Source organism: Bradyrhizobium sp. CFUWI, from assembly GCF_056429085.1.
In genome coordinates, this window is record NZ_JBWJZE010000003.1 from 165,331 (window position 1) to 183,655 (window position 18,325).

At 64.6% G+C, this 18,325-nt stretch carries 18 protein-coding genes; 9 read left to right on the forward strand and 9 right to left on the reverse strand.

Annotated features, from left to right (window positions below):
* Window positions 1–3: 3 nt before the first annotated feature.
* The 6 genes from AC066S_RS08115 to AC066S_RS08140 form a co-directional block, all read right to left on the reverse strand.
* The gene (locus AC066S_RS08115) at window positions 4–1,443 is read right to left on the reverse strand and encodes a hydrogenase 4 subunit F (RefSeq protein WP_135171026.1); all 1,440 of its coding nucleotides are present in this window, start codon (window positions 1,441–1,443) and stop codon (window positions 4–6) included.
* A complete protein-coding gene (locus AC066S_RS08120; protein ID WP_028138582.1) occupies window positions 1,440–2,102 on the reverse strand; it encodes a hydrogenase-4 component E in 663 nt (220 codons plus the stop codon). The genes AC066S_RS08115 and AC066S_RS08120 overlap by 4 nt, the downstream gene beginning before the upstream one ends.
* 1 nt (window position 2,103) lies before the next feature.
* The gene (locus AC066S_RS08125; RefSeq protein ID WP_126259683.1) at window positions 2,104–3,060 is read right to left on the reverse strand and encodes a respiratory chain complex I subunit 1 family protein; all 957 of its coding nucleotides are present in this window, start codon (window positions 3,058–3,060) and stop codon (window positions 2,104–2,106) included.
* Window positions 3,057–5,057, reverse strand: coding sequence for a hydrogenase 4 subunit B (hyfB, locus tag AC066S_RS08130; protein WP_126259682.1), 2,001 nt, complete (start codon window positions 5,055–5,057; stop codon window positions 3,057–3,059). The genes AC066S_RS08125 and hyfB overlap by 4 nt, the downstream gene beginning before the upstream one ends.
* Before the next feature lie 13 nt (window positions 5,058–5,070).
* Entirely contained in the window at window positions 5,071–5,343 is a 273-nt protein-coding gene (locus AC066S_RS08135; RefSeq protein WP_126259681.1) for a helix-turn-helix domain-containing protein, read from the reverse strand.
* Between the two features lie 302 nt (window positions 5,344–5,645).
* Entirely contained in the window at window positions 5,646–6,191 is a 546-nt protein-coding gene (locus AC066S_RS08140) for a MarR family winged helix-turn-helix transcriptional regulator (protein ID WP_126259680.1), read from the reverse strand.
* Between the two features lie 177 nt (window positions 6,192–6,368).
* On the opposite strand from AC066S_RS08140, the gene AC066S_RS08145 reads away from it, so the two are divergent.
* From AC066S_RS08145 to AC066S_RS08155, 3 genes are read left to right on the forward strand one after another with little or no spacing between them, the layout of a single operon-like run.
* Window positions 6,369–7,409: a branched-chain amino acid ABC transporter permease gene (locus AC066S_RS08145; protein ID WP_164718862.1), complete on the forward strand. Its 1,041-nt coding sequence runs from the start codon at window positions 6,369–6,371 to the stop codon at window positions 7,407–7,409.
* Window positions 7,410–7,416: 7 nt separating this feature from the next.
* Window positions 7,417–9,186 carry a branched-chain amino acid ABC transporter ATP-binding protein/permease gene (locus tag AC066S_RS08150; RefSeq protein WP_126259679.1) on the forward strand — a complete coding sequence of 590 codons (1,770 nt, stop codon included), beginning with the start codon at window positions 7,417–7,419 and terminating at the stop codon, window positions 9,184–9,186.
* A complete protein-coding gene (locus tag AC066S_RS08155) occupies window positions 9,183–9,914 on the forward strand; it encodes an ABC transporter ATP-binding protein (RefSeq protein WP_478269384.1) in 732 nt (243 codons plus the stop codon). Before AC066S_RS08150 ends, AC066S_RS08155 begins: the two co-directional genes overlap by 4 nt.
* Window positions 9,915–10,068: 154 nt before the next feature.
* Here AC066S_RS08155 and AC066S_RS08160 read toward each other — a convergent pair whose 3' ends face one another.
* A complete protein-coding gene (locus AC066S_RS08160) occupies window positions 10,069–10,692 on the reverse strand; it encodes a pyridoxamine 5'-phosphate oxidase family protein (protein WP_478269385.1) in 624 nt (207 codons plus the stop codon).
* Window positions 10,693–10,814: 122 nt separating this feature from the next.
* Between AC066S_RS08160 and AC066S_RS08165 the strand changes: the two genes are divergently transcribed.
* Window positions 10,815–11,699 carry a LysR family transcriptional regulator gene (locus AC066S_RS08165; RefSeq protein WP_478269386.1) on the forward strand — a complete coding sequence of 295 codons (885 nt, stop codon included), beginning with the start codon at window positions 10,815–10,817 and terminating at the stop codon, window positions 11,697–11,699.
* Window positions 11,700–11,786: 87 nt separating this feature from the next.
* Here the strand turns inward: AC066S_RS08165 and AC066S_RS08170 are convergent, their stop codons facing one another.
* Entirely contained in the window at window positions 11,787–12,206 is a 420-nt protein-coding gene (locus AC066S_RS08170; protein WP_126259675.1) for a PaaI family thioesterase, read from the reverse strand.
* A gap of 225 nt (window positions 12,207–12,431) precedes the next feature.
* The gene (pobA, locus tag AC066S_RS08175) at window positions 12,432–13,601 is read right to left on the reverse strand and encodes a 4-hydroxybenzoate 3-monooxygenase (protein ID WP_478269387.1); all 1,170 of its coding nucleotides are present in this window, start codon (window positions 13,599–13,601) and stop codon (window positions 12,432–12,434) included.
* Between the two features lie 257 nt (window positions 13,602–13,858).
* Between pobA and AC066S_RS08180 the strand changes: the two genes are divergently transcribed.
* The 5 genes from AC066S_RS08180 to AC066S_RS08200 all read left to right on the forward strand — a co-directional run bounded on the left by AC066S_RS08180 (window position 13,859) and on the right by AC066S_RS08200 (window position 18,301).
* Window positions 13,859–14,875 (forward strand): TRAP transporter substrate-binding protein, encoded by a 1,017-nt coding sequence (locus AC066S_RS08180; protein ID WP_126259673.1) that lies wholly within the window; start codon window positions 13,859–13,861, stop codon window positions 14,873–14,875.
* 216 nt (window positions 14,876–15,091) lie between these two features.
* Complete coding sequence (locus tag AC066S_RS08185; protein WP_126259672.1) at window positions 15,092–15,601, forward strand: TRAP transporter small permease; 510 nt, start codon at window positions 15,092–15,094, stop codon at window positions 15,599–15,601.
* 2 nt (window positions 15,602–15,603) lie between these two features.
* Entirely contained in the window at window positions 15,604–16,923 is a 1,320-nt protein-coding gene (locus AC066S_RS08190; protein WP_126259671.1) for a TRAP transporter large permease, read from the forward strand.
* Window positions 16,924–16,935: 12 nt separating this feature from the next.
* Complete coding sequence (locus AC066S_RS08195) at window positions 16,936–17,397, forward strand: DUF3237 domain-containing protein (protein WP_126259670.1); 462 nt, start codon at window positions 16,936–16,938, stop codon at window positions 17,395–17,397.
* Window positions 17,398–17,677: 280 nt separating this feature from the next.
* A complete protein-coding gene (locus AC066S_RS08200; protein WP_235884909.1) occupies window positions 17,678–18,301 on the forward strand; it encodes a DUF2270 domain-containing protein in 624 nt (207 codons plus the stop codon).
* Window positions 18,302–18,325 lie beyond the last annotated feature (24 nt).

The window sequence follows — 18,325 nt, forward strand, 5'->3', positions numbered from 1 at the left end:
CGCTTATCCCAGGAGCTTGGCGACGTTCTGGAAGCCAGTGACCAGCACCGGCGGCAGATAGATGCCGGCCATCAGCACCAATCCGAGGTGTATGAACATCGGCACGTAGGAGGCTTCGGCGGGTGCGGTCCTGCCTTTGGGCTCGCCGAACATCACCACGCCGACCCGCAGGAAAAGCCCGCCGAGCGCGATGATGATGCCGAGCACCAGGATCACCGTCAGCCAGGGCGCGCGGGCGAACGTCGAGCTCACCACCAGAAACTCGCTCATGAAGATGCCGAACGGCGGCAGCCCGACGATGGCGATGACGCCCAGCATCAGGCCCCAGCCGAGCACGGGGTTGGTCGTCGTGAGGCCGCCGATATCGGCGATCTTCTGTGTGCCCTTGACCTGGGCGATATGGCCGACAGCGAAGAAGATTGCCGACTTGGTCAGCGAATGCATGGCCATGTGCAACAAAGCCGCGAAATTGGCGAGCGGGCCGCCCATGCCGAAGGCGAAGACGATGATGCCCATATGCTCGATCGAGGAATAGGCGAACATCCGCTTGATGTCGCGGCGCCGGTACAGCATCAGCGCGGCGAAGATCACCGAGATCAGGCCCATGGTCACCATCAGCGGACCCGGCGCGATCGCCTCGGAGTTGACCGCGAGCATCATCTTGAAGCGCAGCAGCGCATAGAGCGCGACATTGAGCAACAGACCGGACAGCACGGCCGAGATCGGCGTCGGGCCCTCGGCATGCGCATCCGGCAGCCAGGCGTGCAACGGCGCGAGGCCGACCTTGGTGCCGTAGCCCAGCAAGAGGAAGACGAAGGCGACGTTGAGCAATGCCGGGTCGAACTGTGCGGCGTGCTGCACCAGCACCGTCCAGACCATGCCGTCCAGCCCCTCGCCCACCGCGGGGCGCGCCGCCATATAGACCAGGATGGTGCCGAACAGCGCGAGCGCGATGCCGACGCTACCGAGGATGAAGTATTTCCATGCGGCTTCCAGCGCCTCATGGGTGCGGTAGATACCGACCATCAGCACGGTCGTCAGCGTCGCCACCTCGACCGCGACCCACATCAGGCCGATATTGTTGGCGACGAGCGCGAGGTTCATCGCGAACATCAGCATCTGGTACATCGCGTGATAGAAACGCAGGAAGGCCGGCGTCAGCCGCCCGATCTCGATTTCGTGTTGGATGTAGCTCGCGCTGAAGACCGAGGTCGTGAAGCCGATGAAGGTGGTCAGAATTATGAAGACCTTGTTGAGGTCGTCGAGCAGCAGATATTGCCCCGACGCCGGCTCGATCACGAAGAAGGACAGCGAGGTGAGGAAGGTGGCGAGCGCCGCGACGATGTTGAGCTTTGCCGCCAGCATGTAGCCAGGCAGGATCGCGAGCAGAGCGGCCGAGACGGACGGGATCAGCAGGATCGCACCGAGCGCATCGATCGTCATCGCCGCTCTCCCCGGAAGCGATCGAGCGCCTGCACGTCCACGCTGTCAAAGCGCTCGCGGATGCGGAACAGGAATATCCCGATCACGATGAAAGCGATCAGCACCGAGAAGGCTACGCTGATCTCGACCACCAGCGGCATGCCCTTGGCTCCGGTTGCCGCCAGCACCAGCCCGTTCTCCAGCGACATGAAGCCGACGACCTGGCTCACGGCGTTGCGTCGCGTAACCATGATCAGGAGTCCCAGCAGCACCACCGACAGCGCGAAGGCGAGGTCCTCGCGCGCGAGGGCATCGGCGCCCGGCGTCACCCGCAACATCACCACCATCGACAGCGCGACGAGACCTATCCCGGCCATCATCGTCAACCCGATGCCGATCACGTTCTCGATCTCGCGGTGGATACCGAGCCGCTTGATGATCCGGTGCAGCGCCACGGGGATGATGATGGCCTTGAAGACCAGCGCGATCAGCGCCGTGATATAGAGATGCGGCGCCTGCTGCACATAGGCCTGCCAGCCGACCGACAGCGCCAGCACGCCGGCATGCAGCGCATAGACGTTGAGCAGCGCATAGAGCCGATCCTGATACAGCATCATGAAGCTCGCCAGCACGAGGGAGCCGGCGAGCAGATGGGCGATGTCGAATTGCAGGCTGCTCATCTCACAGGCTCCCCGACACGAAGCGCAACAGCGTGGCAAGCAATGCCAGCATCAGCGCCGCGCCCAAGAACTCCGGAATCCTGAACACGCGCATCTTGGCGATTGCGGTCTCGAACACGGCAAGCAGGAATCCGAGGACCGTCAGCTTGCCGAGATAGACCAGCGCGCCAAGAGCGAGCCTTGCAACGCTCGCATCCGCGGTCGCCGTGCCCCATGGCAGAAACACGCAGGCGATCAGCGAGACATAGAGCAGAAGCTTGAGCTGCGACGACAAGTCGATCAGCGCGAGATGCCGCCCTGAATATTCCAGCACCATGGCCTCGTGCACCATCGTGAGCTCGAGATGGGTGGCGGGGTTATCGATGGGGATACGGGCATTCTCCGCCAGCGCCACGATGGTCAGCGCCACGAACGCCATCCCCAACGACACGCGCAGGCCGACCGCGTCCGAGCCCATGAACTCGGCCACCGTGGGGAGCTGCGTCGAGCCGGCGATCATTGCAACCGAGAACGCGGTGATCAGCATCGCGGGCTCGGCGAGGGAGGCGATCATCACCTCACGGCTGGAGCCGATGCCGCCGAAGGCGGTTCCGACGTCCATGCCGGCGAGCGCCTGGAAGAAACGGGCGCTGCCGAGCAGCGCAGTGATGGCGATGAGATCGGCGGTCCAGGAGAACAACAGACCATTGCCGAAGGTCGGCACCAGCGAGGCGGCGACCCAGGTGCCCGCGAAGATCAGATAGGGAATGACGCGGAACAGCCAGGAGGCGTTGTCCGCGAGCACCACGTCCTTGCGCATCAGGCGGATGAGGTCGCGATAAGGTTGGAGCAGCGGCGGCCCGCGCCGGCGTAGCAGCCGAGCCTTCACCTTCCGCACGAAACCCGTCAGCAGCGGCGCGAGCCCCAGCACCAGCGACATCTGCGCGCCCTGGGAGAGGATGTCGCGCAGCTCGTTCATAGCGCCACCACCAGCAGCAGCACGACCAGCGCCACGAACACCAGCGTTAGGTAGCGGCGGATGCTGAAGAACTGCAGGACATTGATGCGCTCCGTCGCAAAGCCGATGGCCTTCGCGATCGGCGCGTACAGCCCGTCCCAGATCAGATCGTGCAGTTCGACCTTGAGCCGCGCGGGAAGCGCCGAGGACGGCGGCGGCATCTCGCCGATCTCGCGTGCGCCAAAGATGACGCTGCCGAACACGCGGCGGATCGGCTGCGAGAAGCTGGAGGCCGAGTACTGGATCGCCGGGTCCGCGTCGGGATAGCCGCAATCCCAGGCCGGCGCGCGGCGCAAGCGGTCGGAGGCGAGACGGTGAATGGCTGACGCCGCGGCCGTGCCGCAGAGTGCCGCGAACAGGAACACCAGAAGGCCGTTATAGGAGCTGCGGCTTTCCGCAATCGGTACGATCGTGAGCCACTGCAATCCGACCTGATGCGGCATGATGTTGCCGACCATGTCCTTGCTCACCGGCGCCAGTGCGTCGATGAACAACCCGGGGAGGATCCCGGCAATGAGACAGAAGGCGGCAAGCGCGAACATTGCGGTCAGCGAGAAGCCGTCAGTCTCGCGCGCTGACGCCGCCACATCCGAACGCGGCCGACCGAGGAAGCTGATGCCGTAGAGCTTGACGAAGCAGGCCGCGGCAAAGGCGGCCGCGAGCGCCAGCAATCCGCCGACCGCCGGAATGACCAGCTTGAGGCCCCAAGAGGGCAGTTGCGGTGACAGCAGGATCGCCTGGAAGGTCAGCCATTCCGAAACGAAGCCGTTGAACGGCGGCAAGGCCGAGATCGCGACGCAGCCGACCAGCATCGCGAACGCCGTCTTCGGCATGCGATGGATCAGGCCGCCGAGCTTCTCCATGTCGCGCTCGCCGGTCGCTCCCAGCACCGCGCCGGCGCCGAAGAACAACAGGCTCTTGAACAGCGCGTGATTGAAGACGTGCAGCATCGCCGCGGTGAAGGCGAGCGCCGCCACCCAGTCGAGCCCTTCCGCCTTGAAAGCCAGCGCCAGCCCGAGGCCGGTGAAGATGATGCCGATGTTCTCAATCGTTGAATAGGCGAGCACGCGCTTGATATCGCGCTGCATCAGCGCATAGAGCACGCCCAGCGTCGCCGTCGGACCGCCGACCAGCAGCACCACCATGCTCCACCACCACACCGGTTCGGGCACGAGATCAAAGACGATGCGCACGAAGCCGTAGACGGCGACCTTGGTCATGACGCCGCTCATCAGTGCGGAGACGTGGCTGGGCGCGGCGGGATGGGCGAGCGGCAGCCAGGCGTGCAGCGGCACCAGGCCGGCCTTGGAGCCGGCACCCAGCAGCACGAGGATGACCACCGTGCCGGTCAGCTCAGCGGAAGGATGCGAGGCTCGGATCGCATCGAAATCGTAACCGGCGTCGCTCGCGAGCAGGCCGAAGGCGAGCAGCAGCGCCAGCGTGCCGAAACTTGCCATCAGAATATAGACATAGCCGGCGCGGACATTCTCCGGGTCCCGGTGATGCGACACGACCATCGCCCAGGAGGTCAGCGACATGAATTCCCAGGCGACCAGGAAGCTGAAGGCGTCGTTTGCCAGCACGACGACGTTCATCGCTGCGAGGTAGGCGGGATAGAACGGCAGCACGCGGCCGGGGGAATCCTCGTGCCGGCCGTAACCGAGCGCGAACAGGCTGGCGGCGACGCCGCCGAGATTAACGACGACGAGGAAGAAGGCGGACAGCGCATCGAGGCGGAAATGAGCACCGAGCCAGGGCAGTCCGATCGGCAATATCGCGCTCGGCGCCGGCTGAGGGGGATAGAGCAGACCGGACAGCGCCGTAACACAGAGCGTCGATGTGGCGATCAGGCATCCGCCGTAAAGGATGATCGAGCCGCGCGGGCGCGTCGACAGCACGATTCCGGCAGGAGCCAGCGCCAGCAGAGCGGCCACCGACCATAGCGCGACGGCGATCATGGCCGGTCCTCGATCATGGTTTGTCGTCCGCGCTCGGAGGTGGAGATTTCAGCCGCACCCCGCGGCCCCCGGCGCTTGACACCGCCCCCTCGGCGATCAACTCGATGCCGGCAACCGACAGCGCCTCAACCAGCTTCACCAGGGAATCGACATTGCCGCGGATCACCCCTTCGGAGGCCTCCATGCGCTGGATCGTCGGCAGCGACAGCGAACAGCGCTGCGCGAGTTCGCGCTGATCGATCCTGAGCAAGGCACGGGCGGCTCGAAGCTGCGCGGCTGTGATCACGGTGCAGGATGTCCGTGGCGATTACAATGATTGATTTGCCAAGCTTAGGGCGCATAAAATGATGTTTCAAGCATCATTTTATATATGCAGCGCGTCATATCCGGTCGACGTCCTCGGAACTCACGCGCTCGCACCAGCAGGCTCGTCCCTATTCAAGGCGCGCCTGACGCGCCCCGAGCGTTATCGTGCAGCTGTCTGGCGGACCGTCCAGGAACGACAGAGCGAGAGGAGAGACGCGGACACCGCGACAGAAGCCAATCAGGCCGGGGCGCGCTCGCGCACTCGGGGAGTGACTGCCCGCCTCAAAACTCGTTGGCGATCTTCGAAAGCATTGCAATCAGGGCTTCGCGGTTGCTTTGCCCGAGCAGATCGTTCAGCCGGGCCTCGTGCTTGGTGGCGACGAGCTTCTTGGCGCGGGCCAGCACGGCCTTGCCCTTGTCGGTCAGCACCAGGATGTGCGAGCGGCGGTCGTTGGTGGAGCGGATCCGCGCGCAGAGGTCGCGGCTCTCGAGGTTGTCGAGCATCGCCACGAAGTTCGGCCTCAGGATGCCAAGGGTGGAGGCGATCTCGGTCTGGTTACGGCCTGGATTCTTCTCGACCAGCAGTAGCACGGAGAACTGCGCCGGCGTGAGCTGGAGCGAGGCCATGCAGCGCAAGAAATTCTCGAACACCTTGAGTTGCGCCCGCTTCAAGACATAGCCGAGCTGTTCGGAAAGCCCGCCGAGCTGGAGCGCCTCGGCAGCCCCCTGCCCCTGCGATTCGGCCGCGTCCTTGCGGCCCTTGGCCGGGTCGGCCGGCTTTTCGGAGGTCTTTTCAGCGGTCTTTTCAGCAGCCTTGGAAACGGTCATCGCCTCGTGCTCGTAATGCCGTTAAATTCGGGACGGGTCGTTCCCCACCCTTGATGTTATATTTGATAATTGTTATGGACCATATCAAATATCGCATGCGTGTATCAATGGCTGTGAGCGGACCGTCCACCGCAATCGAGGGGACCGGTTCGTAATATTGAGGGGGAGCGTCCGGTCTTGAATACCACCATCATGCTGTTCCTGGTGCAGGACGGCATCACCAATGGCGCGATCTATGCGCTGCTCGGCCTGGCGCTGGTGCTGGTGTTCGCCGTCACCCGCGTGATCCTCATTCCCCAGGGCGAGTTCGTCACCTACGGCGCGCTGACCTATGCCTCGCTGGCCGCGGGTCAGATGCCGGGGACGGCAAAGCTGGCGCTGGCGCTGGGCATCGGCGCCTTCGCCTTCGACCTGTTCGTGGCGCGCAAGGCGCTGCACGGGCGGCTGGTCGTGCGCAGCTTCATCACGAACATCGTGCTGCCCGCCATCGTGCTGGCGGTGACCGTGTACTTCGCCGCCCAGAAGCCGCCGGTCGCGATCTGCATCGCGCTGTCGCTGGTGATCGTCTCGATGATCGGCCTCTATCTCTATCGCATCGCGTTCCAGCCGCTGGCGCACACCTCGGTGCTGGTGCTGCTGATCGCTTCAGTGGGCGTCCACCTCGCGCTGCAGGGCCTCGGCCTGCTGTTCTTCGGCGCCGAAGGCCAGCGCGGGCCTGCCGTGCTGTCCGGCGCCTTCACCGCCGGCGCGCTGCGCTTCACCGGCCAGAGCATCACCGTCTACGCCATCACCGTCGCCTTCATCGTCGGGCTCTGGCTGTTCTTCGGCCTGACGCTCTACGGCAAGGCGCTGCGCGCGACCGCCGTGAACCGTCTCGGGGCGCGGCTCGCGGGCATCCGCACCACGCTGTCGGGGCAGATCGCTTTCCTGCTGGCCTCGGTCATCGGCGCGCTGTCGGGCATCATGATCGTGCCGATCACGACGCTCTATTACGACTCCGGCTTCCTGATCGGCCTGAAGGGCTTCGTCGCCGCGATCATCGGCGGCCTCGTCAGCTACCCCTTGACCGCCGTCGCGGCGCTGGTGGTCGGCATCGTCGAGGCGTTCTCGTCCTTCTATGCCTCCAACTACAAGGAGGTGATCGTCTTCATGCTCTTGATCCCCGTGCTGCTGCTGCGCTCGCTCGCCGCGCCCGCCGTCGAAGAAGAGAAGGACTGAGGCCAAGATGCAGAGCCGGCTTCCTATCATTGTCTTCGCACTCGTGATGGCGGCGATCCCGTTTGTCCCGGGGATGCCCCCGTTCTGGATCGTGCTGCTCGACAATATCGGCCTCGCGGCCCTGGTCGCGATGGGCCTCGTGCTGCTGACCGGCGTCGGCGGCCTGACCTCTTTCGGACAAGCCGCGTTCGTCGGCTTCGGCGCCTATACCACGGCGGTGCTGTCGACGGCCTATGGCCTGTCGCCCTGGCTGACGCTGCCGCTGTCGCTGGCGGTCAGCGGATCGCTGGCGGTGCTGCTCGGTCTGATCACCGTCCGCCTCTCCGGCCATTATCTGCCGCTCGGCACGCTCGCCTGGGGGCTCGGCCTGTTCTATCTATTCAGCAAGCTGGAATTCCTGGGGAGAAACGACGGCATCTCGGCGATCCCGCCGCTGTCGATCGGCACGTTCAAGATGCTCTCGCCCGGCTCGATCTATTACGCGATCTGGATCGCCGTGATCGTTTCGGCCCTGCTGACGATGAACCTGCTGGACTCCCGCACCGGCCGCGCCATCCGCGCGCTCAGGCGCGGCCATGTCGCGGCGGAAGCCTTCGGCGTGCATACGCCGCGCGCCAAGCTGCTGGTGTTCATCCATGCCGCCGTGCTCGCCGGTCTTTCGGGGTGGCTCTACGCCCATCTCCAGCGCGCGGTGAACCCGACCCCGTTCGGCGCGCATATGGGCATCGAATATCTCTTCATCGCCGTGGTCGGCGGCGCCGGCTATGTCTGGGGCGGCGTCCTGGGCGCGGCGATCGTCGTGGTCCTGAAAGAGGTGCTGCAAAGCTATCTGCCGCTGATCCTGCCCGGCTCGGGACAGGTCGAGACCATCGTGTTCGGCATCATGCTGGTCGCGCTGCTGCAGCTTGCGCCCGGCGGCCTCTGGCCCTGGCTGATGTCCTTCCTGCCGGAGCGCACCAGTGGCAAGAAGCCCGACACCTCGCAGAGGCTGGAACATCGCGCCCGTGCGGTCGGCGAGTCCGGCGTCCTGCTCCAAGTCGACAAGGCGCGAAAACAGTTCGGCGGCGTGGTCGCGGTCAACAACGTCTCCTTCGACGTCCAGGCCCGCGAGATCGTCGCGCTGATCGGCCCGAACGGCGCCGGCAAGAGCACGACCTTCAACCTGATCACCGGCGTGCTGTCCGCGACGTCGGGCTCGGTCTCGGTGCTGGGCAAGAAGGTCGACAACGCGCCGCCGCAGGAGATCGTCAAGCTCGGCATCAGCAGGACCTTCCAGCACGTGAAGCTGGTCCCCGACATGACCGTGCTGGAGAACGTCGCGATCGGCGCGCATCTGCGCGGCCATTCCGGGCCGATCTCCTCGATGCTGCGGCTCGATCGCGCCGACGAGGCAAAGCTGCTTGCGGAGGCCGCCCGCCAGATCGAGCGTGTCGGCCTCACCGAGCAGATGCACCAGCTCGCAGGCTCGCTCTCGCTGGGACAGCAGCGCATCGTCGAGATCGCGCGGGCGCTCTGCGTCGATCCGATGCTGCTGCTGCTCGACGAGCCCGCCGCGGGCCTGCGCCACATGGAGAAGCAGCGGCTGGCGACGCTGCTGCGTGACTTGCGCGACGGCGGCATGAGCGTGCTCCTGGTCGAGCACGACATGGGCTTCGTCATGAACCTCGCCGACCGCATCGTGGTGCTCGATTTCGGCACCAAGATCGCCGAAGGCACCCCCGCCACGATCAAGACCAATCCCGAAGTGATCAAGGCCTATCTCGGAGTGGCGGCATGAGCGCGCTGTTGTCCGTCACCGATGCCCATGTCGCCTATGGCAAGGTCGAGGCGGTGCGCTCGGTCTCGCTCGAGGTCGGCACGAATGAAATCGTCACCATCGTCGGTGCCAACGGTGCCGGCAAGACCACGCTGCTGTCCGCCATCATGGGCATCCTGCCGCTGAAGGGCCGCGTCGTCTTTGCCGGGCAGGATCTCGCCCGGCTCGACATCGAGGACCGCGTCGCGATGGGCCTCGGCCTCGTCCCGGAGCACCGCGAATTGTTCGTGACCATGAATGTCGAGGACAATCTCGAGCTTGGCGCCTTCCGTATCGAGAGGTTCAAGGCGAGGGCCTCGATGGAGCGCGTCTACACGCTGTTTCCGCGGCTGAAGGAGCGGCGCAAGCAGCTCGCCGGCACGCTCTCGGGCGGCGAGCAGCAGATGCTCGCAATGGGCCGTGCGCTGATGGGCGAGCCGAAGCTGCTGATGCTGGACGAGCCGAGCCTCGGCCTCGCCCCGATCATCGTCGCCGACATCTTCCGCATCGTCACCGAGCTCCGCGCCGCCGGCGTCTCTGTGCTGCTGGTCGAGCAGAATGCACAGGCGGCGCTGAAGATCGCGGACCAGGCTTACGTGATGGAGCTCGGCGAGTTCGTGCTCAGCGGCAAGGCCAGCGACATCGCCGCGAACGAGCGGGTGGCGGCGAGCTATCTCGGCTTCCAGCACGAAGGCGCGAGTACGATTTAGGTCAAGGCGCCCCGACACACTCACTGTCATCGCCCGCGAAGGCGGGCGATCCAGTACTCGGCGGCGTTAGTGATTGACCGATAGGCCTCGGCGTACTGGATGCCCCGCCTTCGCGGGGCATGACACCGGAGCGTGAAAACTGCAGAGGTCAGCCTCAACCCGTCCCCTTCTCCCCCTTCAACGCCGCCACCTCGGCCTCCAGCTCCGCGATCCTCGCATCCCTCGCCGCCAGTGCCGCCGCGACATCCGCCGCGTCGAACTTCTGCGGAATGTGCTGCGGGCAGTTGGTGTCCCAGGCTGCGATCTTGAACAGGATCACCTGCTCCGGCCGGGCGCGGTAACCCTTCGGCATCAGCGACGCCGTCAGCGCCTCGTCGTCCTCGACGACGTGCGCCTCGCCCCAGATCTTCACGCGGCGGCGATGGGCGTAGTCCATCACGAAGATGTACGCCTTGGGATTCTCCGAGAGGTTTCCTTGCGTGATGTATTGCCGGTTGCCGGCGTAGTCGGTGAAGGCCAGCGTCTGCTTGTCCAAGACCTTCAAGAAGCCCTTCGGGCCGCCCCGGTGCTGGATATAGGGCTGGCCATCGGCTGATGCGGTGGCGAAATAGAAGCTGTTAGCGTCAGCGAGGAAGGCGGCGAGGTTGTCATCGACCTCGGTGCGCCATCCTCGCTGCTCGGCATGGGCATAGCCCTCGCGCGATCCCTTTCGCGTCTGGATCGATTTCACCGCCGGCGAAAAGGCGACGTCGCTGGCGTAGGTGTGAGTTGCCGTCATCGGAATAACTCCTGGAATTCCGGCGCATTGCTACATCTGTCAGGGGTCAAAATGGACCTTCCGGAGGCTAAAACAATCGATCCACTTGACACTTCATCATTGCTATATATGCAATAATTACCATGGACCGCCTTGAAGCCATGCATGTCTTCGTCACCGTCGCCGATCTGCGCGGCTTTGCGCCGGCGGCGCGCAAGCTGCGGCTGTCGCCCTCGGCGGTGACGCGGCAGATCGCGGCGCTGGAGGAGCATCTCGGCGCGCGGCTGTTGCAGCGGACCACGCGGCAGGTGACGCTGACCGACGTCGGGACTCGCTATCTGGAGCGGGCGCGGCGGATCCTCGCCGATGTCGAGGAGGCCGACGGCTCCGCACGCGAGGAGCGCAACCGGCCGAGCGGACGGCTGGTGGTCTCGGCCCCGGTCGGCTTCGGCCGCCTGCATGTCGGGCCGGTCATGACCGCCTATCTCAAGCGCTATCCCGAGGTCGCCTGCGAATTGCGGCTCTCCGACCATCTCGTCAACCTGGTGGAGGACGCCGTCGATGCCGCGGTGCGGATCGGCCACCTCGCCGATTCCTCGCTGGTGGCGCGCCAGGTCGGGGAGATGCGGCGGATCGTCGTGGCCGCACCCGGCTATCTCAAGCGACATGGCGAGCCGAAGACGCCGGCGGCGCTGCGCGAGCACCAGACCATCCAGTTCGGCCCATCCGCCAGCTGGCATTTCGTCCAGGACGGCCGCGACATCGAGGTGATTGTAGCTCCGCGCTTCACCAGCAACAGCGCCGACGCCGCCCTGCAATATGCCGAGGCCGGCGGCGGCGTGACGCGGGTGCTGGCCTATCAGGCCGCCGAGGGGCTGAAGCGCGGGCGGCTGAAGATCGTGCTGGCGAAATACGAGCAGCCGGCGCTGCCGATCCACATCGTCTATCCCACCTCGCGCCTGCTCTCGGCCAAGGTGCGCGCGTTCATCGATCTCGTGGTGGAGACGGCGGAGTGGAGGTTCGGGTGACCATCGTCATTCCGGGGCTCGCGAAGCGAGAACCCGGAATCTCGAGGTTCCGGGTTCGGCGCTCCGCGCCGCCCCGGAACGACAACATCACCCCTTCTTCGGCACCACGCGGAACGTCCCGCTCGCCCGCGCGATCACGGCGTCGTCGGCCTTCGCCAGGCATTGCGCGAAACAGATCGTGGAGCCGGTCTTGATCGCCTCACCCTCGACCGCGAGCCACTGGCCGATTTCGGCGGCACCGGCATAGTCGACCGACAGCGAGATCGTGACCAACGAGGTCGACCAGCCCGTCGCCTGGGCACAGCTATAGCCCATGGCGGCATCGGCCAGCGCCGCAATCAACCCGCCATGGATCAGCCCGCGCGCGTTGGTGTGCGGCGTCGCCAGCCGCAATCCCACGGTGACCCCCTTGTCGGTCTTCTTGGAGTAGAGCGGCTCCCAGGGATCGGTGAGCGGCGCCTTGCGGAAATGCGGCTCGAAGCCGGCGGGGATGTCGGTGAGGGTCATGGCTGTCTCGCGTTGCTGAGGTCGCCGGCATTGAACACGACGGACGCGACGAGCGCATCAATTACAAAGTTTCAAACGGGATTTGCGCGGGTGTTTGAAACGCCCGGTGCCGCAATGACAGAGCCGTAGGGTGGGCAAAGGCGCGTAGCGCCGTGCCCACGATCTCTGCACAATTGAGAAAATTGGTGGGCACGCTTACGCTTTGCCCACCCTACGGCACCGTCCTTAAAACGGCAGCCCGACGTAATTCTCCGACAGCGACGTCATCGCCGCTTGCGACTGCGTGACGTAGTCGAGCTCGGCGAGCTGGATGCGGGCGCCGATGCTGCCGGTGTCGGGGAATTTGTGCAGCATCGAGGTCATCCACCAGGAGAAGCGCACCGCTTTCCAGACGCGTGCCAGCGCTTTGGCGGAATAGGCGTCGATACCGGCGCTGGACTTCTCGTCGTAGAATTCGCGCAGCGCGCTCGACAGATAATGCGCGTCGCTGGCGGCGAGGTTGAGGCCCTTGGCGCCGGTCGGCGGCACGATGTGGGCGGCATCGCCGCACAGGAACATCCTGCCGAAGCGCATCGGCTCGGCGACGAAGCTGCGCAGGGGCGCGATGCTCTTTTCGATCGAGGGGCCGGTGACGAGGCTGTCGGCGGCCTCCTGATCGAGCCGGCGCTTCAATTCGTCCCAAAAGCGATCGTCCGGCCATTGGTCGACATGATCGTCGAGCGTGCACTGCACGTAGTAGCGGCTACGCCTGGTCGAGCGCATGGTGCAGAGCGCAAAGCCGCGGGCGTGGTTGGAGTAAATCAGCTCGTGGCTGACCGGCGGGGTGTCCGACAAAATGCCGAGCCAGCCGAACGGATAGATCCGCTCGAACTCCTCGATCGCCGAGGCCGGAACGCTGGCGCGGCTGACGCCGTGAAAACCGTCGCAGCCGGCGATGAAGTCGCAATCGAGCGTGTGGGTGACGCCGTCCTTGACGTAAGTTACACGCGGGTGACTGCCGTCGAAATGGTGCGGCTGGACGTCCTTGGCCTCGTAGACCGAGACGAGACCGGCGGCCTTGCGCGCATTCATCAGGTCGAGCGTGACCTCGGTCTGCCCGTAGATCATGACCGTCTTGCCGGTCGCACCCTTCATGTCGATGCGATGACGACGCCCGGAAAAAGCGAGCTCGATGCCTTCGTGCACCAGACCTTCGGCATGCGCCCGGGTCCCCGCGCCGATCTGGTCGAGTAGCGCGACGGTTCCCTCCTCCAGCAGGCCGGCACGGATACGGCCGAGCACGTAGTCCGGGCTCTGCCGCTCCAGAATGACGTTGTCGATGCCATAAGAATGCAGCAGTTGCCCAAGCAACAATCCGGCCGGCCCGGCCCCGATGATTGCGACCTTTGTCCGCAATACTTGCTCCTTCCGATCCTGTAGGCTTTCGTGGCGGCTCGCTTGTCGCTTCAAGACGCTCGGGATAATTATACCATATAATCGTTGGGCAAAAGGGGCGCGCGGGTCGCTGCGAAGGGCGACAAATCCATGCACGGGGCTGACGGAGGATGCGAGAGGTGCGCCAGTTCTGGCTTGAACCCGTCCGCCATTTAGATAACATGTTAATTAATGAGACCGGGCCAGCGAAGCCCGTCGACAACAGGGAGAGACGCGTGATGAGAAGAGCCTGTCTGGCATTGCTGCTGGCCGCGAGCGTGACGCCTGCCTTCGCGCAGGACAAGACCTTCGATTTGAAGATCTCGCACTGGGTGCCGGCTTCGCATCCGTTGCAGAAGTCGCTGGAAGACTGGGCCGCGGCGGTCGAGAAGGATTCCGGCGGCACCATCAAGGGCAAGGTGTTTCCGGCCCAGCAGCTCGGCAAGGCGTTCGACCATTACGACATGGCGCGCGACGGCATCGCCGATGTCACCTACGTCAATCCCGGCTATCAGCCCGGCCGCTTCCCGATCGTCGGCGCCGGCGAGCTGCCGTTCCTGATCTCGGACGCCAAGGGCGGCTCGATGGGCCTGGACGCCTGGTATCGCAAATATGCCGAGAAGGAGATGAAGGACGTCAAATACTGTCTCGCCTTCGTCCACTCGCCCTCGTCCTTCCATTCCAAGACCAAGAAGATCGTGATGCCCGAAGACGTGAAGGGCATGAAGATCCGCCCGGCGCACGCCACCATGGCGAACTTCGTCACTTCGCTCGGCGGCACCAACGTGCAGTCCTCGGCGCCGGAAGTGCGTGACATCATCGAGCGCGGCGTCGCCGACGGCGTCACCTTCCCCTGGGGCTCCCTGGTGCTGTTCGGCATCGACAAGGTGACCAAGTACGACATGGAGGCGCCGCTCTACACCACGACCTTCGTGTTCGTCATCAATAAGGACAAGTACAATGCGATGTCCGACAAGCAGAAGGCCGCGATCGACAAGAACTGCTCGGTCGAGATGGCGGGCATGGTCGGCGAGCACTGGGGCAAGTTCGAGGATGCCGGCATCGACAAGGTGAAGGCGGAGTCCGGCCACGAGGTCTACAAGCTGACGGCCGAGCAGACCGCCGCCTGGAAGAAGGCCGCCGAGCCGCTGGTGAAAACCTGGAGCGACAATGCCAAGAAGGCCGGCGCCAATCCTGATGCCGCGCTCGCGGACCTCAAGGCCTCGCTGAAGAAGTACAACGCGCTGGCGGAGTAGCGCCGGAACGCGATCGGTCCTTCTTCCCCCTCTCCCCGTCCTTACGGGGAGAGGGTTGGGGTGAGGGGCTGCTTCCGCAAAGATGGTGACGGATGGACTCGCGGAGAGTCCCCCTCACCTGCCACGCTTCGCGTGTCGGCCTCTCCCCGCAAGCGGGGAGAGGCGAAGGGCTGCAGCCGGGTCGAGCACAAGAATGACATCACACAGGACACACCCATGAAGCGCTCCTGGATGGACCGCATCATCGACTCGATCGAATGGATCGCGGCCGGCTTCGTCGGCATCGTCGCGCTCGACATCTTCCTGTCGGTGCTGCTGCGCAATACGCTGAACTATTCGATCCCCGACAGCTTCGACATCGGCCGCATGCTGCTCGGCATCCTCATCTTCTGGGGCATCGCCGCGACCTCCTATCGCGGCACCCACATCACGGTGGATCTGGTCTGGGGCAATGTCGGGCCGCGCTACCAGCGCTGGATCGACGTGTTCGCCACCCTGGTGCTGCTGTTCGTCGTGACCGTGCAGACCTGGACTTTGTTCGACAAGGTGCGCGGCACCTACAACGACAACGTCCAGACCTTCGACTTGCACATGCCGACATGGCCGTTCTTCCTTGTCGCCTGGATCGGCGACGTTTCCGCCGTACTGCTGATCGCGATCCGCACCTACCGCCTGATCTTCCATCCCGAAGACATGCACGATCCCAAATTGAAGGCGACGGAGTAATCATGAGCACCGATGCCGTCGCCTTAATCGGCTTCGTTTCCCTGTTTGTCCTGATGCTGCTGCGCGTGCCCGTCGGCATGGCGATGGGTCTCGTCGGCGTCTCCGGCTTCGCCTACCTCGTCAACGGCAATGCCGCGCTGAAGCTGGTCGGCCAGACCTCGATGCGCACGGTCACCGACTACACCTTCGGCGTCATCCCGATGTTCCTGCTGATGGGCTCGTTCGTCAGCAATTCCGGCATGAGCCGGGAGCTGTTCCGCGCCGCCAACGGTTTCGTCGGCCACTTGCGCGGCGGGCTCGGCATTGCCACCGTCGGCGCCTGCGGCGGCTTCGCCGCGATCTGCGGCTCCTCGGTCGCGACCGCCGCGACCTTCTCCGCCGTCGCCTACCCCGAGATGCGCCGCTTCGGCTATCCGCAGTCGTTCGCCACCGGTGTGATTGCCGCGGGCGGGACGCTGGGCGCGATGCTGCCGCCCTCCACGGTGCTCGCCGTCTACGGCATCATCACCGAGCAGGACATCGGCAAGCTCTTCATCGCCGGCATCATCCCGGGCCTGCTGGCGATGACCATGTACATGATCACGATCTTCCTGATCGGCTATTTCCGTCCCGACTTCCTGCCCAAGGGCAAGGTGACGCCGTGGCGGGAACGCTTTGCGGGGTTGAAGGAGATCTGGGCGCCGGTGCTGCTGTTCGTGTTCGTGATCGGCGGCCTCTATGGCCTGCCCTTCCTGCCGCGCTTCACGCCGACGGAAGCCGGCGGCGTTGGCGCCGCCGGCGCCTTCATCATCGGCGTGCTGACGGGCCGCCTCGACCGCGAGAAGATCCTGGCCTCGCTGCTGCAGGCGACCCGTACCGCGGCCGCGGTCTTCACCGTGCTGATCGGCGCGCTGATCTTCGGCTATTTCCTCACGGTGACGCAGACGCCGCAGAAAGTGACCGAATTCCTCACCGGCCTCGGCCTCGGCAGCTACGGCGTGCTGGCGCTGATCATGGTGATGTATCTCGTGCTCGGCTGCCTGATGGACGCCATGGCGATGATCATCCTCACCGTGCCGATCATCTTCCCGGTCATCACCCATCTCGGCTTCGACCCGATCTGGTTCGGCGTCATCATCGTCATGACGGTCGAGCTTGGCCTGATTCACCCGCCGGTCGGCATGAACGTCTTCGTCATCAAGAGCGTGGTGAAGGACGTCTCCTTCTCCACCATCTTCAAGGGCGTGATTCCGTTCGTGGTCACGGACCTGATCCGCCTCGTGATCCTGATCGCCTTCCCGCTGCTGGCGACCTGGCTGCCGACCCGGATGATGGCGAATTGACGAGGAGGAGCGATGACCACCCCGACGCTCGAGACCAAATACGTCTTCACCATCACGGCGAAGATTGGCGACGTCGTCACCGCCGGTGAGACCGGCATCGGCGTTCGCCGCATCATCCCGATCATCGGCGGCGAGGTGACGGGCGCGATAACAGGCAAGGTATTGCCGTTCGGCGCAGACTTCCAGACCATCCGACCCAACGAGTTGATCGACCTCGAGGCGAAATACGCCTTCGAGACCGACGACGGCGCCGTCGTCTATGTCGAGAACAAAGGCATGCGCTTTGGCCCTGTCGAGCTCTTGCAAAAGCTCAAGCGTGGCGAGCCGGTCGATCCCAAGCTGATCTATTTTCGCACCGTCCCGAAATTCGAGACGGGGCACGAGAAATATCGCTGGCTGATGGAGCACATTTTTGTGGGCTCGGCCGCGCGCCATGCCGATCGCGTCGTGATCGACGTGCATCAGGTGATGTGACTCTTTGGGAACTCACGGGTACCAACCCGTGCCCGGCCTTCCCTGCGCCTTCTGAGCCAATTCGGGAGCGCGGCGGGCGCAAAGCTCGGGCAGATCCTGCCGCGAGAGTGTGGCGGCGTGCCTGAGCTCATTGAAGGTGAGAGCTGAATCCGCCTATGACGCGGCTCTGAGCTGGTTCAGGATACGACTTGCGCAAGATTGCGCAGACCACGGGAGTGCCACCATGTCCCTCATGGCTTCCAGCGACTCAAATCCACGACACAGCTTCGATCCTGCCGAGATGGGCGCCATCGCCCATCTCTATCGGGGCGAGGTCTATCGCTCGACGATCTGGCGAACGCGACTCGATAACACGACCAATTGGGCCATTGTCACGATGGGCATCGCGCTGTCGACGACCTTTTCGAGCCCGCAAGCATCTCCGCTGCCGCTCGTGCTCGTCGGGCTGCTGCTTGCTGCGTTCCTCGCGATGGAGGCGCGGCGCTATCGCTATTTCAACGTCTGGCGCGCCCGCGCCCGCTGGATCGAGAAGAATTTTTACGCGCCGATGTTCACGGGCGAAGCGCACGATGACGGCTGGCAGACGGTTCTTGCGCGTGATTACACCGCGCCCCGCCATCACATTTCGTTCGTCCGCGCTGCGGGGCGGCGGCTGCGACGCAACTACGTTTGGATCCTCGCCATCCAGGCCGTGGCCTACTACGGCAAGATTGCAATCCATCCGACGCCCGCAGCGAGCTTGGCGGAATTTGTCGATCGCGCGGCGGTCGGACCGCTTCCCGGCTGGATCATTCTGCTCATGGGGGTCGCCTACGATTTGGGCTGGCTGGCGTTCGCGTTCGGCACGCTTTGGCTCGACCAGCGCGAGCACGGGACCAAGGGCGATGGCGTTGCAATGGGCTAGCTAGCGAGGGGAAGTCCGGCCGAG

Excerpts from the sequence above, each read along its gene's own strand:
- AC066S_RS08180 (WP_126259673.1), top strand. The coding sequence starts at position 13,859 with ATGAGAAGAGCCTGTCTGGCATTGCTGCTGGCCGCGAGCGTGACGCCT.
- AC066S_RS08160 (WP_478269385.1), bottom strand. The coding sequence starts at position 10,692 with ATGACGGCAACTCACACCTACGCCAGCGACGTCGCCTTTTCGCCGGCG.
- AC066S_RS08155 (WP_478269384.1), top strand. The coding sequence starts at position 9,183 with ATGAGCGCGCTGTTGTCCGTCACCGATGCCCATGTCGCCTATGGCAAG.
- AC066S_RS08165 (WP_478269386.1), top strand. The coding sequence starts at position 10,815 with ATGGACCGCCTTGAAGCCATGCATGTCTTCGTCACCGTCGCCGATCTG.
- AC066S_RS08195 (WP_126259670.1), top strand. The coding sequence starts at position 16,936 with ATGACCACCCCGACGCTCGAGACCAAATACGTCTTCACCATCACGGCG.
- AC066S_RS08115 (WP_135171026.1), bottom strand. The coding sequence starts at position 1,443 with ATGACGATCGATGCGCTCGGTGCGATCCTGCTGATCCCGTCCGTCTCG.
- AC066S_RS08125 (WP_126259683.1), bottom strand. The coding sequence starts at position 3,060 with ATGAACGAGCTGCGCGACATCCTCTCCCAGGGCGCGCAGATGTCGCTG.
- AC066S_RS08200 (WP_235884909.1), top strand. The coding sequence starts at position 17,678 with ATGGGCGCCATCGCCCATCTCTATCGGGGCGAGGTCTATCGCTCGACG.
- AC066S_RS08185 (WP_126259672.1), top strand. The coding sequence starts at position 15,092 with ATGAAGCGCTCCTGGATGGACCGCATCATCGACTCGATCGAATGGATC.
- hyfB (WP_126259682.1), bottom strand. The coding sequence starts at position 5,057 with ATGATCGCCGTCGCGCTATGGTCGGTGGCCGCTCTGCTGGCGCTGGCT.
- AC066S_RS08150 (WP_126259679.1), top strand. The coding sequence starts at position 7,417 with ATGCAGAGCCGGCTTCCTATCATTGTCTTCGCACTCGTGATGGCGGCG.
- AC066S_RS08140 (WP_126259680.1), bottom strand. The coding sequence starts at position 6,191 with ATGACCGTTTCCAAGGCTGCTGAAAAGACCGCTGAAAAGACCTCCGAA.
- AC066S_RS08190 (WP_126259671.1), top strand. The coding sequence starts at position 15,604 with ATGAGCACCGATGCCGTCGCCTTAATCGGCTTCGTTTCCCTGTTTGTC.
- AC066S_RS08170 (WP_126259675.1), bottom strand. The coding sequence starts at position 12,206 with ATGACCCTCACCGACATCCCCGCCGGCTTCGAGCCGCATTTCCGCAAG.
- AC066S_RS08120 (WP_028138582.1), bottom strand. The coding sequence starts at position 2,102 with ATGAGCAGCCTGCAATTCGACATCGCCCATCTGCTCGCCGGCTCCCTC.